Consider the following 13,373-nt stretch of genomic DNA (forward strand, 5'->3'; position numbering starts at 1 on the left):
ACTGGTAGCCTAATTCCCACCCAATAATCATAAGAACAATCATTTGAGATCATGAGGAAGGTCATATCCATGCCCTGCGTGTGTTATTAATTTACACTCATGATCATTAATCCAGTAATATTAGAAAAATACGGTGCCAAACCGATTTTATTCAAAAAAGGTGAAATTCTTTTCAGAGAAAGATCCGAAGCAACGCATTTTTACCAGGTTGCCAGTGGAATAGTCAAAATGAATAATTTCAATGAAGAAGGGACTGAATTTATCCAGGGAATGTTTCATGAAGGAGAAAGCTTTGGTGAACCGCCTCTTTTTGGTGATTTTAAATATCCTTCTAATGCAGAAGCGGTAACAGAATCCGTTCTTTGGAAAATCCCCAAAGAAAATTTCCTCAACCTCCTCAAAGAAAACTTTGACCTGCATTTAAAATTCTGTTCGTTATTAAGTCAGCGTCTTCAGTTTAAGGCTATGATTGCCAAGGAGATTTCAACAAACACTCCTGAACACCGAATCCTGACACTCATTGAATATTTTCAAAAAAAGTCATCAAAGAATGCAAACTGTCCATTTTTTGAAGTTCCTTTTACCCGTCAGCAAATTGCAGATATGACCGGATTAAGAGTTGAAACGGTAATCAGAACGATCAAAGCCCTGACCAAGGAGAATAAGCTACAAATCATCAACAGAAAAGTTTTTTACCCAGCTGAAAAAGAACTGGCCTGATACCGATCAAGTACCAGGCCTGTTAGATTAAAAATCCTTTGCTTTACATTGCCAGGAAATTGTCCATACCGGACCGGCAACCCAAAGCAAGGAAAAAAACAATGAAATGATTATCCCCAGGGAAGTCCCAAAGAACTTATTAAATACTGCGCCTGTATATCCCAGCAAAGCAGATATATCAAGCTGTAACATCACTAATGTGCGACACAGGTCGATTGGGTTAATCACGGTCATTGCCAGTGAAAAAGTTTCTAAAGGGTATTCTTCAAATATAAATAATGACATGAGAAACAATCCATCATAAATAATGGCCATAAACAACCAGATGATAATGGCCAGTCCAAATCCTTTTATCTTGTTTGAATTTTTCATTGCCACCAAAAACGAAATTGCCAGGAAGGCCATAGTTAAAATTGATCCTGCGATTAGAATAGTCAGAAAATTAAGTATGGTATCGGCTCCACCAAATCCATAGAAAATAAACGGGATGGTGATTCCAGCGATAAAACTGATGACAATGGAAAATGCTAACCCAAAATACTCACCGAGAAAAATATCCCGTCTTTTTATAGGCTGAGCCAGTAATAGTTCGATAAAGTCTTTTGAATTATAATAATACATCACTCCAAAGAGCGTTCCGATAAGCGGACAAAGGATAATTACAATATTCATCAGGCTGGCAAGAGCTCTTGAAGAATCATTACTCATGTATAGTAAAGAAGAAGATGTAATCAGAAAAAACAGAAAATAGAAGATGCTCCATCTGCTTCTGATCATATCGAAAAAGCTATATTTCAGGATCCGTTTCATAGCCCTACCTTGTTTAATTTAAATCTAAAACCGTTTTTTTGAGATGAATCTTCTTTTCCTTTCTGCTCCTTTAAAAGAAGCTGTGCGATAGAAGCTTCCACACCTTGTGAACCAGTAAGCTCATCAAGTTTGTCCTGGTCTCCCTGGAAGTAAATCTTACCTTCCATTAAAAAAATGATTTCATCAGCCATTTTTTCAACTACATCCATAATGTGAGTCGTTAAAATAATTATCTTCCCTTCCTGCTTCTTTTCCTCAATCAGTTTTCTCAAAGCGATCATCGCTACGGGGTCAAGCCCGGAAGTAGGCTCATCAAGTAAGATATATTGTGCATCAAACATGAAACAAATAACCAGGTTCACCTTTTGCCTGGTCCCCCGGAAAGCGAACTAAGTTTATAAGACAGATATTTCTCCAGACCGAATCGTTTGATCAGGTCTTCTGACTTTCCTTTTTGCCCACGAAGGTCGGAGATCATTTTAAATAACTCTTCGACCTTTAAGTTATCCGGAAACCTGGCTATTTGAGGGAGGTAACCAATGTTTTCTCGATATAAATGCTTTCTGATTACGGCCTCTCCACCAACAAAGACGTCTCCTTCATCAGGCAGAACCATTCCGAGTATACATTTCATCAGGGTAGTTTTTCCCGATCCGTTTGGTCCGAGAACAGCATAGACCCCTCCTTTTTCCATTTTAAGGCTCACTCCTTTTAAAACCGGGACCTTTTTATATGCTTTATATATATTTTTGAGCTCGATCATTGTATTGGTTTCATTTTAGGTGATTCATCTTTTAAACTTTCCGGAGTAAATACCGGGGTAACTTTCTCAGCATAATTGAGCAGATCAACGAATAAGCTTCTTAATAAGATTATGGAAGATTCAGACTTAGTGATCACATGAGAAAACAAGCTTACAGGACGGTACGGAACATCTCCATATCCATCTTTATTCAGGTCGTAACCAGTATATTCATCCCAGTAATTACCCTGGTAAATGTTATAATTCCTGGAGCTATTGGTGGTAACATCAAAGGTATTACCAATGAAATTATTTGATACCACTTCGTTATCCATGCAGCTACCAAGGATTTTTAACGCCCAGCCATTTTGATGAAATTCATTATTGCTGATCTTTATTCGGGTAGCACTTTCACCATAAATACCAATGGTGTTTTTATAAAATTTGTTATTGATAATTTCAGCATCGTAAATTTCTTTTAGAAGCAAGCCATAAGAAGTCGTTCCCCAGTTTTTTTCAAATAGATTATCTTCCATTATGATGAATTTTGAGAACATTACTGCCACTCCGGCACCATTATCACGGAGAACATTGGATATATAATCATCCCAATTTGAGAACATGAAATGGAGGCCGTATCTCAGGTTTCCTTCGCTTATGTTATTCACGATCCGACTACTATCGACAAACTCAAGGTAAATGCCGTCCCGATGATTTTTTACCTGGTTATGAATGATTTGCATATTATCACAATGCCACAGGTGTATGGCATTTCCGGAGGAAATTTCTTTAACTGCATTACCCTTAATCACATTACCTTCAATCGTACCATAAGACGATTTCTGATAGTAAACTCCGAAAAAGCTATTTTCCAGAATGTTACCTTTAATATTGACGAAGTCACTATTGATAATATTAATAGCAGCAAGATCTTTAGTGTAGCTTACCCCAACATTTATAAGTTTAAGTCCCTGAAGGGTAACACTATCAGATTTTATTGTGAAAATCTCAAATTCAGACTCACCATCTATTACCGGATAATCTTCACCAATAATATATAAAGGCTTTTCTATCGTAATATTCCCCTCTTTGTAAACACCGCTTTTTACAATAATTGTGTCATATGGAGAAGATAATTTTATCGCCTCTTTAATAGAAGTATAAGGACAATCCGGACATACCTTTAATTTTTGCGAATGCAAATTGATAGTTCCGGTAATCAGGATAAAAAGCATCAATAAATTTTTCATAACCTGATCAGTTGATGTTCATTTCTGGCAAGCTGCCAAACTTTTTTAACAACTCATTCCAGGTATAAATTTCACCGCCATGTTTTTCCTGAAGCTCTTCAGCAAATTCATGATCAGACAAGCCATTTAGGTACTCACCCATGGGGCTGGGTAATTCGGGAGTACGCAAGTAAACACATGATTCGGCACTGGTCAGGCCTTCGGAATCAAATGGAGATATCAACTTTAAGGAAAATTCTGTATCACCATTTTCATTAATAAAGTTCAGAAGACACTCGACTGCATCAAACTTATAGACTTTTGATTTACTCGTTACTGCTTCTGCAGCATACCTCGAATCAACTATTGTCATTTTACAATAATGACAACCGTCTTCCCCGTAATTAATCGGTTGAGGTTTTGGAGTACAGCTAAATAAAAAAATGAGGATAAATATCGATAGGTTAATTGGATATTTCATACGTTTATTATTTAGTCTTTTTGAAAACGCCAGCTAAATACCACGATAAAGCTGCAAGAATTATTGAAAGTCCCAGCCAAAGTCCTCCCCAGTATGGGTATGAATCTGCTTTGAAGTTCAATAACATTTTAGACCCAAACAAAGGAGGCTGATATGACATGCCTGGCACTTTAATTGGAGCCTTAGGGTCAAGATTATGGCCATAATCATATTCCCATAAATAGAAATCATACAAACCAAGGCCACATAGAACGACAAGTATGATCAACCAGGTTAAAACCAAGGATCTTTTACCAATCCAGGCTACCACTAAGCCCAGCAAACTCATTGCACCGATGATAAATGGAAAGTACTTTAATTCAGGAATAGAGTCAGGCTCTATATATTTCATTCCGACATAATGATTCAGGATATTTATATTCTGTAGAGTGTGTGGTGTATCTCCGGTAATTTTATTTATCCAGATATACATTGTGACACCATCAGGATATTGTGGAGCTTCAAGAGTTATTCTCCAAAGAGGTGTTACGAACAGCAAAAGCAGGGCTAATGCTGAAATACTCATGATTATTTTTGCTCGTACATTCATCAGTTTTGTTCTTTAGTATGGAAGAGGCCGCAAAAAAGCGCGACCTCTTTTTATCCAATTAACCAAATCATTCTTCGCCGTCAAGCGACCACTTTATAGGTACATCAGCTCCTTTTGGAGAAACTCTGATATATCCTTGCATTTCCTGGTGTAAGGCAGAGCAGAAATCTGTGCAGTAGAAAGGATAAATACCTGCTTTCTGTGGTTCCCACACCAGAGTTTCAGTTTGGCCCGGCATTACAAGAAGCTCTGCATTTCTGGCTCCCATTATGCTCAATCCATGAGGAGTGTCCCAATCCTGTTCCAGGTTCGTCAAATGAAAATAGACCTTATCCCCTACTTTGATTCCTTCAATGTTATCCGGATTGAAGTGGCTTCGTATTGAGGTTAAATAAACCCTGACTACATTACCATCTCGTTCAACACGCACATCCTTTTCGTTTTTCACTGCATGTGGGTGTTTATTCTCCTCGATTGGATAGATTTTTTTAGAGTTTTCCATTACTATATCGGCTGGAATAGCTTGTGCATAATGTGGTTCTCCTATTGTTGGAAAATCTAATATCAACTCCATTTTATCACCTGAAATGTCATACAATTGAGCTGAATGGTTCATTTCAGGTCCGGTAGGCAGATATCTGTCTTTAGTAATTTTATTTAAAGCGACAAGATATTTACCCCATGGACTTTTTGAATCACCACCAGGGATCATTAAGTGACCCACAGAATAGTAGCATGGCGCACGATCAAGCACTTCCCAGGTTCCTAATTTCCATTTCACTACTTCAGAAGAGATAAAGAAAGTCGTATATGCATTTCCTTTACCATCAAACTCAGTATGCAATGGTCCTAATCCTCCACTAGAAACTGTTCCGGCACTAACTGCGTCTAATTTTAAAATTGGAATTCCATCTACTTCACCTTCGAATTCTTCATTTTCGATTGCAGTGAGCATTTTACTAAAAGAGTGAACTGTCAGGTCAGCAGATAATTTTCCGTTACCAACGATGTATTCACCAGTTGGATCAACATCCACACCATGGGGCGATTTAGGAGTTGGTAAATAGTATATTAAACCGGGGCATTCTGATGGTATCAAAACAGTCACTTCCTTTTTCTCAGTAGAAGTTGCTGTATGAGTTTCCTCATCATAGTAATTATGTATGTAGTCCGATGGCATTTTTTTACCCTTTCCTTGTTCCAGGTATTCTTCTGCCTTCTTCCAGTTTACCGCAGCGATAAAGTCCTTATCGTTTTGAGAAGCATTTACTTCTTTTAAAGTATGACTTTCCTCTGTATTATAAGTGGTAAAAAAGGTCCACCCATGTGATTTACCTTTTCCTGAGTGAGCCAGATCATAATCATAACCCGGAACGAGAATTTGGAAGGATACGTCCATATTCCCGGGTTCATCGGCTTTAATGTAGGTCAATGCACCTTTGAAATTCTCTTTATATGAATCGATCGGTACGTCCTTTTGAGGGAAAGGAACACTAAATCGTGTACCCGCTACTACATATTCTGAATTTTCGGTAATAAATGGGGAACTGTGATTACCTCCACTATTTGGAATTTCGATAATCTCAGTAGTTTCAAAGGTTGTAAGGTCAACCCTGGCTATACGAGGTGTATTATTTCCATTAATGAAGATCCACCTTCCATCAGGCACACCATCAGTTTGAGATAACTCAGGGTGGTGAGCATCATCCCATGGCACAAAACCGTATGAGGTGTTTAGCATCGGTTTTGTTTCCTCATTGTAGCCATATCCTTTTTCAGCATCTTGTGAGAAAACAGGTATCACCTTCAACAACCTACCCGAAGGGAGGCCGTAAACGCTTATCTGCCCACTAAAACCACCAGACATAAAAGCGTAAAATTCATCATATTCTCCAGGGGCTACATACACTTTTTGTGCCGCATCCCCGGTATTCATCATTCCTGAATCCTTTTTGTCTCCTGAGTTACCACAAGCAGCCAAAAAGATCAGAAATATAAATGACAGCAATATTGAGAAGGTATTTTTCATAATACTTAACGTTAATAATTAAGGTTATCAGAGTGTTCGAATGTATTCTAAGATTTTCCTGGCCTGATCTCTGGTGAGATTTTGATTGGCCATTGGAGCGCCATTGGCCTCAATTAAGAGTTGCTTGGCTATTGGATCCTTCTGAATCATTTCCTCCGGATTCAACATCATGTTCATTGCCCACTCTGGTGTCCTTCGGTCTAATAATCCCTTAGGAGAAGGACCGATAAATTTCTTATTTACTTTATGGCAGGCAGTACAAAGTTCTTCGTAAAGCTTTTGTCCTTCAGCTGCAATTTCAGGATCTATTTCTCCCAATTCCACAGAACTTACAGGACCGATACCCTTGTTATCCTGCCAGTTTTCCATTGGATCCTCAGGTTCAGAAATCATGGACTGAACTTCTCCGGAAGATTCCTCAGATTTTTGATGATTTGAATCGCCACCACAGGCAGAAATTATCAGCATTAAAACCAGTGCTATTAAACTATTTATTTTCATTGCTTTTATATTTAGAGTTTTTAATCTTTTCAGTTGCCATTGAAGAATTTTGGAAACAACACATTGTTTTCCAGGTGGATATGAGTATTCAGGTCCTTTTCAAATTCTTCCAGTTTTTGATATAGTACTTTGAAGGTTGCACAAGCATCTTCGGGAGCCTGGTAGCCATTACTTAATTCAGAAATTGAATGAATAATGTCTCCCGCAGTCTCATGCTCTTCATGCATTACCTCCAGAGGATCTGTATATGTTACCTCATCCGAAGGTTTAGAATCCCAAATCGATTGAAGCAGGTTATGGCGATATAGCATAGAAGGAAATATTATCTGTTCTTCTTTATACAGATGGGTAATAAGATCGTCCGCAAGCTTTTTGATAAGTCTATGGATGGTTATAGTCTCAGGGTGAGCATGACCATGAACCCGGGCTACTTTCCAGGAAAATTCTATCAAAAGAGGAATTGCTTCCTTTACATAGGAATGATGAACATTAACTATGTGTTCTATTAATTTGACAGTATTCCATTCTGAATAATCAGGATATTCAGAAGGTCTTTCAGTTACCTCAGAAAGGTCTTTAATCACCTGATCAGGACTAACAGATTGTTTATCACAAGCATCCTTTAAAGGTATATTTCCCTTACAACAAAAGTCAATTTGATACTTTTTGAAGATCTCTGCATACTTGTAGTTATCTGCAACAATTTCCGCGACTGTTGAATCAATAAAATTTTGCATGGGATGATTTTTTCTTTTGTTATACCACAAATTTCATCACCAGTTCTCCATTATTTTATGATTCAAATCATATTACAAAAACAGCTTTCTCCGAGTTTTTATGACCATTAAGACTTGTTTAATCCATGTAAAAAACTTGCATTTGATTGAATCAAATCGCATTTTGACAAACATTTTCACTTAGATAAGTTTTATAATCTGTATTAATCACACGGAAACATGTTTAAACAAGCCTTAACCCTACTTTTCCTATTAGTATCCATTGGAATTCATGCCCAAACTGAGCCTTATGAAAGCACTTCAGCATTAAAAATTGAAGACTTCATGAAGGGTGAAAATTTTGTTGGTTTTCAGCCTGAAAACATCCGATGGTCAAACGATAGTAAAAGAATACATTTCGAATGGAACCCTGAGAAAAATTTATTATCAGACCAATACTATTATGATCTTGATGAGGATAAAATAATAAAGATTGTACCGGAAGATTATTCACTGATTCCGGAAACAGGAGAATGGAATAAAGAGCATTCAAGAAAGGTATATAGCAAAAATGGAGACATTTATTTATTTGATGTTGATAAAGAAAATTTAATCCAGGTTACTAATACTGTCAGTACCGAAACTGGACCGGAATTTTCCGGAGATGAAAAATCTATAATCTATAGAAGAGGAAATAATTTATTTTCTTGGAATTTAGAATCAGGTACTACTACGCAGTTAACGGACCTTAAGTCTGGAAGTGAAAAAAAAGAATCTGAAAATACTGAACAAGAAGGATTTTAATGGCTGAGGAAGAGGCATTATTCAATACGGTAACACAAAGCTTAGCCAAAAAGAATTTAAGAGAACAGCGATCTGAAAAATCAGGTCCGGAAAGACCAAAAACAATCTATATAGGAAAAAAGAGAATCACCTCATTTAAGGTTTCCCCTGATACACGCTTTATCGGTTACTCGCTTTATGAACGAGCTCAAGCTAAATCTACTAAAATGATGGACTTCGTTAATGAAACTGGTTACACCAGGGAATATAATGCCAGGCCAAAAGTAGGTAGTCCGTTAAGTTCATTTCAAACATATATTTATGATAGAGAAAGAGACACTACATTCACCTTTGATACAAAGCAGCTACCGGGTATTTATGAAAAACCTGAATTTCTCAAGGAATATCATGATGAGGAAGATTACAATGAAAAATATGATGACCCTAGAGATGTGGTTCTGGTAGATCTTTTATTTAATGAGAATAATGAAGCTGTGGTAGTCTACAGATCCGAAGACAATAAAGACAGATGGATAATGAAAGCAGATCTGGAAACCGGCGACCTGGACCTTCTGCAAAGAGAACACAATGATGCATGGGTAGGAGGTCCCGGAATTAGTTCATGGAACTATTACCCTGGCAATATTGGCTTTACTAATAATCCTGAAGTTCTTTACTATCAGTCTGAAGAAACTGGTTTTTCACATTTGTATACTATCAACATTAATTCGAAAGAAAAAAAGCAGTTAACTTCCGGATCATGGGAGGTTTTAAAAGCAAACCTTTCCAACGACAAAGAAACATTCTTTATAACAGCTAATAAAATAAGTCCATTCGACCACCACTTCTTTACGATGCCTGTTGAAGGAGGTGAACTTGAACAAGTTACCACCGGCCAGGGAAATTATGAAGTTACTGTTTCCCCGGATGAAAAATGGCTGGCTGTACGTTACAGTTATTCTAATAAACCATGGGATTTATACCTTATGCCTTTTAAGGCTGGCAAAGAAATGGAAAGAATTACAGAAAGTACTACTGAAGAATTTAACCAATATACATGGAGAGCACCTGAGATCATCACCTTTACAGCAGATGATGGTGAAGAAGTTCCGGCAAGAATCTATATTCCTGAAGAAGACAATAAAAACGGGGCAGCAGTAATCTTCGTTCACGGAGCAGGATATCTTCAAAATGTACATCATTGGTGGTCATCATACTTCAGAGAATATATGTTCCACAATTTCCTTGCTGACAATGGATATACAGTTTTAGATATTGATTATCGTGGAAGTGCAGGTTATGGTGAAGAATGGCGAACTGCCATTTACAGGCATATGGGTGGAAAAGATTTATCAGACCAGGTGGACGGAGCTGAATTTTTAATTGAAGAACATGGCATTGACCCGGAAAAGGTCGGGATTTATGGAGGGTCTTATGGTGGATTTATCACATTGATGGCCCTTTTTAATGCATCAGAGACATTTAATGCAGGAGCCGCAATTAGGTCGGTTACCGACTGGGCTCATTATAATCATGGCTATACTTCTAACATTTTAAATACACCCATTGAGGATCCAAAAGCATACAGAAGAAGTTCTCCAATATATTTTGCAGAAAACCTGAACGATCCTTTATTAATTCTTCATGGGTTACAAGATGATAATGTCCAGCCTCAGGATGTAATTAGATTATCCCAAAGGCTGATTGAACTCGGAAAGCATGGCTGGGAAACAGCTTATTACCCGGTTGAACCTCATGGGTTTAAGGAGGCAGCCAGTTGGACAGACGAATACACTAGAATATATAAGTTATTTCAAAAGCATCTGTTAGATAAAAAATAATTAGTTAAATTATTAACTATGAAAACTAAAACTTACAGCAAAGGAAATACAACCGTAGTCTGGCAGCCTGATAAGTGCTACCATTCAGAAAATTGTTATAAAGGATTACCAGAAGTTTTTAATCCCGAGAAAAAACCCTGGGTCAATATGGCCGGGGCTTCGGAAAAAGCTATTAGAGAACAAGTTGCCATGTGTCCTTCAGGTGCATTAAGTATAAAAGAAAAAGACCAGGAAGATAAAATTAACGATATGAGCGATGTAAAAATTAAAGTCAGTCCTGCCGGACCGTTAATGGTTTCAGGAAATTGTACAATTGAACTTAAAGATGGAAAAACAGAAGTTGTAGAGAAGGTAGCTGCCCTGTGCCGATGTGGTGCCAGCAATAACAAGCCTTACTGTGACGGCTCTCATTCCAAAGTTGACTTTGATAAATAACTAACAACCATATCTTAAGCTATGTCATTCATAGATAGCGAATTACTTTCCTATCTGTTGTTATTTATCCTTGGAGCAGGGGCCTTCATTCTGTCTACTATTGCAGGAGGGGGTGGTGCTCTTGTTCTTGTTCCTGTATTAAATTTTTTGATTGGAGTAAAATCAACTGCTCCGGTTTTAAACCTGGGAACTTTTATCGGGCGGCCAGTAAGACTATGGCTATTCAGAAAAGATATTGACTGGAAAATCTCAGCCTATTATATCCCCGCAGCACTAATAGGCTCTGCTGTTGCCGGTTGGTTTTTTGAAAAAACTAATATTGGTATACTTCAAGTCTTAGCAGGTATATTTTTGATTAGTACAGTATTTCAATATCGTTTTGGCAAAAAGGAAATATCATTTCCTGTAAAAAAATATCATTTCTTCTTCCTGGGATTAATTGTAACCTTCATCAGTACAATAATCGGCGCTGTAGGCCCGATTCTTAATCCATTTTATCTCAATACCGGAATATCAAAAGAAAAACTTACCGGAACTAAAACAGCAAATTCATTTTTTACTGGAATTTTTCAGATCAGTTCTTATTCTTTTTTCGGACTTTTGCATGAACAATTAGTCTGGTATGGTGTTGCTTTAGGTTTGGGAGCGACAGTTGGTAATATCATCGGGAAAAAAACCCTCAATAAAATGACAGAAAAAGGATTTAGAAAGTGGGTCATAGGCATGATGGTTATCAGCGGTATCGTCCTGATTGTAAAGAAGTTTGTTTAAATTTCTATATAAATAATGTTTATAATTATGATAATCATAAACAAAAATTATATAAAATTGGTTATACATAATTAATTAGTTAACAACCTTAAGGCTAAGATTAGCGTAATTTGTATTGAATTACCTTAAAAGAAAATATGGACGGTAATAAGACCACTAAATTGGCATTTAAGCGTTTCTTCAGGCTTATTAAAAATGATAAGGAAAATATCCTGAGGATATATATGTACGCATTTTTTCAGGGAATTGTATACTTAAGTTTGCCATTGGGTATTCAGGCGATTATTAACCTGATCATGGCCAGGCAGGTTACCACTTCATGGATTTTACTGGTTCTTCTGGTTCTGGTGGGTTTATTAGTTCATGGATGGTTGCAGGTAAAACAAATGTATATAACTGAAAGCATCCAGCAGAAGATTTTCACAAGGTCAGCCTTTGAACTTACTTATCGGATACCTCACTGGGAACCGGAGCACATAAAGAAAAATTATCCTCCTGAGCTTGTAAACCGATTTTTTGATACAATCAACATCCAAAAAGGATTCTCAAAGCTATTATTTGACTTTACAACAGCTGCATTGCAAATTCTTTTCGGACTGTTATTACTCGGGTTATATCACCCAATTTTCCTCGCAATCTCAATAATATTATTTGGCGGTTTACTACTGGTATGGAGATTTACAGGTGAAAAAGGTCTTAGAAGTAGCCTTGATGAATCTGATTATAAATATAAAACAGCTTTCTGGCTGCAAGAGGTAGCCAGAACAAAAGAAGTCTTTTACGACCAAAATGCAGGTAAAAGAGCATTTAACAGAACAGATGATTATGTTTCCAATTACCTGGATAGTCGTAATCAACACTTTAAAGTACTGGTGAAACAGTTTTATAGTCTCCTAACTCTTAAAATATTAATTGCAGGACTACTCCTTATCCCGGGAGGATTACTGGTTATCAATGATAGTATGAACCTGGGTCAATTTGTGGCTGGTGAAATCATTATCATTATGCTCATGAATGCTGTTGAAAAGCTGATCTTGAGTATGGAGACTTTATACGATACACTCACCGCATCAGAAAAACTGGGTAAGCTTGTCGATATTCCATTGATTGATGAAAAGAGCCAGGAAAGAACAGGAAGAGGTTCATTTACTCTGAACATATTTGATACAGAAAATAAGAAGAAAAGTTCTCTAAATATCCGTAAAGGTCAAAAAATAAAAATCAAACTTCCTCATGAAAGTGATATACAAAACGTTTCTTTCACGATTGAACAAAATGTCAAATCCCCATTCAGGATTGGATTATTGAACAGTACAGAAAATATTTTTGATGGAACCCTGAGGCAAAATGTTAGCATTTATGAAGAATTAGATGATTCTGAGATTATTGCCCTCCTTAAAAAATGTGGGTATAAATTTAAGATGGATGAAGAGGCAACATGTTCAAAACATATCCAACCTAAAGGAACTAACATCGATTTTGAAAGTCGACATGCGATAATTGCTGCTAGATGTTTAAGTATGAATCCTGAGATCATTTGCTGGAATGAGGATACATTTCACGAAGAATTTTTAACTGAAGAATTAATGGAATACATAATTCTTAATGATATTCCTCTTGCTGTTGTAACTAAAAAGGAACACTTAAAATTCGAAGGGTATGATTTTGATAAATTATACTCCTGGCCAAAAGATTTTTCTCCAGCTGAATTATTAAATATTTAAAG

The 13,373-nt window shown here is 36.9% G+C and carries 15 protein-coding genes; 6 read left to right on the top strand and 9 right to left on the bottom strand.

From position 1 onward, the window contains the following. Window positions 1–99 precede the first annotated feature (99 nt). Window positions 100–720, top strand: a complete 621-nt coding sequence (locus tag DCC35_RS16885) for a Crp/Fnr family transcriptional regulator (RefSeq protein WP_217495868.1) — start codon at window positions 100–102, stop codon at window positions 718–720. Window positions 721–747: 27 nt separating this feature from the next. Here DCC35_RS16885 and DCC35_RS16890 read toward each other — a convergent pair whose 3' ends face one another. From DCC35_RS16890 to ric, 9 genes are all read right to left on the bottom strand, one after another. After that, entirely contained in the window at window positions 748–1,530 is a 783-nt protein-coding gene (locus tag DCC35_RS16890) for an ABC transporter permease (RefSeq protein WP_137091914.1), read from the bottom strand. Next, window positions 1,527–1,871: an AAA family ATPase gene (locus DCC35_RS21350; RefSeq protein WP_246070067.1), complete on the bottom strand. Its 345-nt coding sequence runs from the start codon at window positions 1,869–1,871 to the stop codon at window positions 1,527–1,529. The genes DCC35_RS16890 and DCC35_RS21350 overlap by 4 nt, the downstream gene beginning before the upstream one ends. Window positions 1,872–1,888: 17 nt before the next feature. Beyond that, entirely contained in the window at window positions 1,889–2,293 is a 405-nt protein-coding gene (locus DCC35_RS21355; RefSeq protein ID WP_246070069.1) for an ATP-binding cassette domain-containing protein, read from the bottom strand. Next, window positions 2,290–3,522, bottom strand: a complete 1,233-nt coding sequence (locus DCC35_RS16900; RefSeq protein WP_137091915.1) for a nitrous oxide reductase family maturation protein NosD — start codon at window positions 3,520–3,522, stop codon at window positions 2,290–2,292. Before DCC35_RS16900 ends, DCC35_RS21355 begins: the two co-directional genes overlap by 4 nt. A 7-nt stretch (window positions 3,523–3,529) precedes the next feature. Continuing rightward, window positions 3,530–3,982 carry a nitrous oxide reductase accessory protein NosL gene (locus DCC35_RS16905; RefSeq protein WP_137091916.1) on the bottom strand — a complete coding sequence of 151 codons (453 nt, stop codon included), beginning with the start codon at window positions 3,980–3,982 and terminating at the stop codon, window positions 3,530–3,532. A 7-nt stretch (window positions 3,983–3,989) separates the two neighbouring features. Next, on the bottom strand, window positions 3,990–4,571 hold the full coding sequence (locus DCC35_RS16910) for a hypothetical protein (protein ID WP_137091917.1): 582 nt from the start codon (window positions 4,569–4,571) through the stop codon (window positions 3,990–3,992). 67 nt (window positions 4,572–4,638) lie between these two features. Then, complete coding sequence (nosZ, locus tag DCC35_RS16915; protein WP_137091918.1) at window positions 4,639–6,600, bottom strand: Sec-dependent nitrous-oxide reductase; 1,962 nt, start codon at window positions 6,598–6,600, stop codon at window positions 4,639–4,641. A gap of 27 nt (window positions 6,601–6,627) precedes the next feature. Continuing rightward, complete coding sequence (locus tag DCC35_RS16920) at window positions 6,628–7,101, bottom strand: c-type cytochrome (RefSeq protein ID WP_137091919.1); 474 nt, start codon at window positions 7,099–7,101, stop codon at window positions 6,628–6,630. A 29-nt stretch (window positions 7,102–7,130) separates the two neighbouring features. Next, a complete protein-coding gene (ric, locus tag DCC35_RS16925) occupies window positions 7,131–7,838 on the bottom strand; it encodes an iron-sulfur cluster repair di-iron protein (protein WP_137091920.1) in 708 nt (235 codons plus the stop codon). Window positions 7,839–8,057: 219 nt separating this feature from the next. On the opposite strand from ric, the gene DCC35_RS21045 reads away from it, so the two are divergent. The 5 genes from DCC35_RS21045 (at window position 8,058) to DCC35_RS16945 (ending at window position 13,371) form a co-directional block, all read left to right on the top strand. Continuing rightward, window positions 8,058–8,621 (top strand): TolB family protein, encoded by a 564-nt coding sequence (locus tag DCC35_RS21045; protein WP_217495869.1) that lies wholly within the window; start codon window positions 8,058–8,060, stop codon window positions 8,619–8,621. Continuing rightward, window positions 8,621–10,441: a S9 family peptidase gene (locus DCC35_RS16930; RefSeq protein WP_217495870.1), complete on the top strand. Its 1,821-nt coding sequence runs from the start codon at window positions 8,621–8,623 to the stop codon at window positions 10,439–10,441. Before DCC35_RS21045 ends, DCC35_RS16930 begins: the two co-directional genes overlap by 1 nt. Before the next feature lie 18 nt (window positions 10,442–10,459). Further along, complete coding sequence (locus DCC35_RS16935) at window positions 10,460–10,876, top strand: (4Fe-4S)-binding protein (protein WP_137091921.1); 417 nt, start codon at window positions 10,460–10,462, stop codon at window positions 10,874–10,876. A gap of 21 nt (window positions 10,877–10,897) precedes the next feature. Further along, on the top strand, window positions 10,898–11,647 hold the full coding sequence (locus tag DCC35_RS16940) for a sulfite exporter TauE/SafE family protein (RefSeq protein WP_137091922.1): 750 nt from the start codon (window positions 10,898–10,900) through the stop codon (window positions 11,645–11,647). Window positions 11,648–11,784: 137 nt separating this feature from the next. Then, window positions 11,785–13,371: an ATP-binding cassette domain-containing protein gene (locus tag DCC35_RS16945; RefSeq protein ID WP_137091923.1), complete on the top strand. Its 1,587-nt coding sequence runs from the start codon at window positions 11,785–11,787 to the stop codon at window positions 13,369–13,371. Window positions 13,372–13,373 lie beyond the last annotated feature (2 nt).

It is taken from the genome of Mangrovivirga cuniculi (assembly GCF_005166025.1).
Taxonomy (GTDB): Bacteria; Bacteroidota; Bacteroidia; order Cytophagales; family Cyclobacteriaceae; genus Mangrovivirga; species Mangrovivirga cuniculi.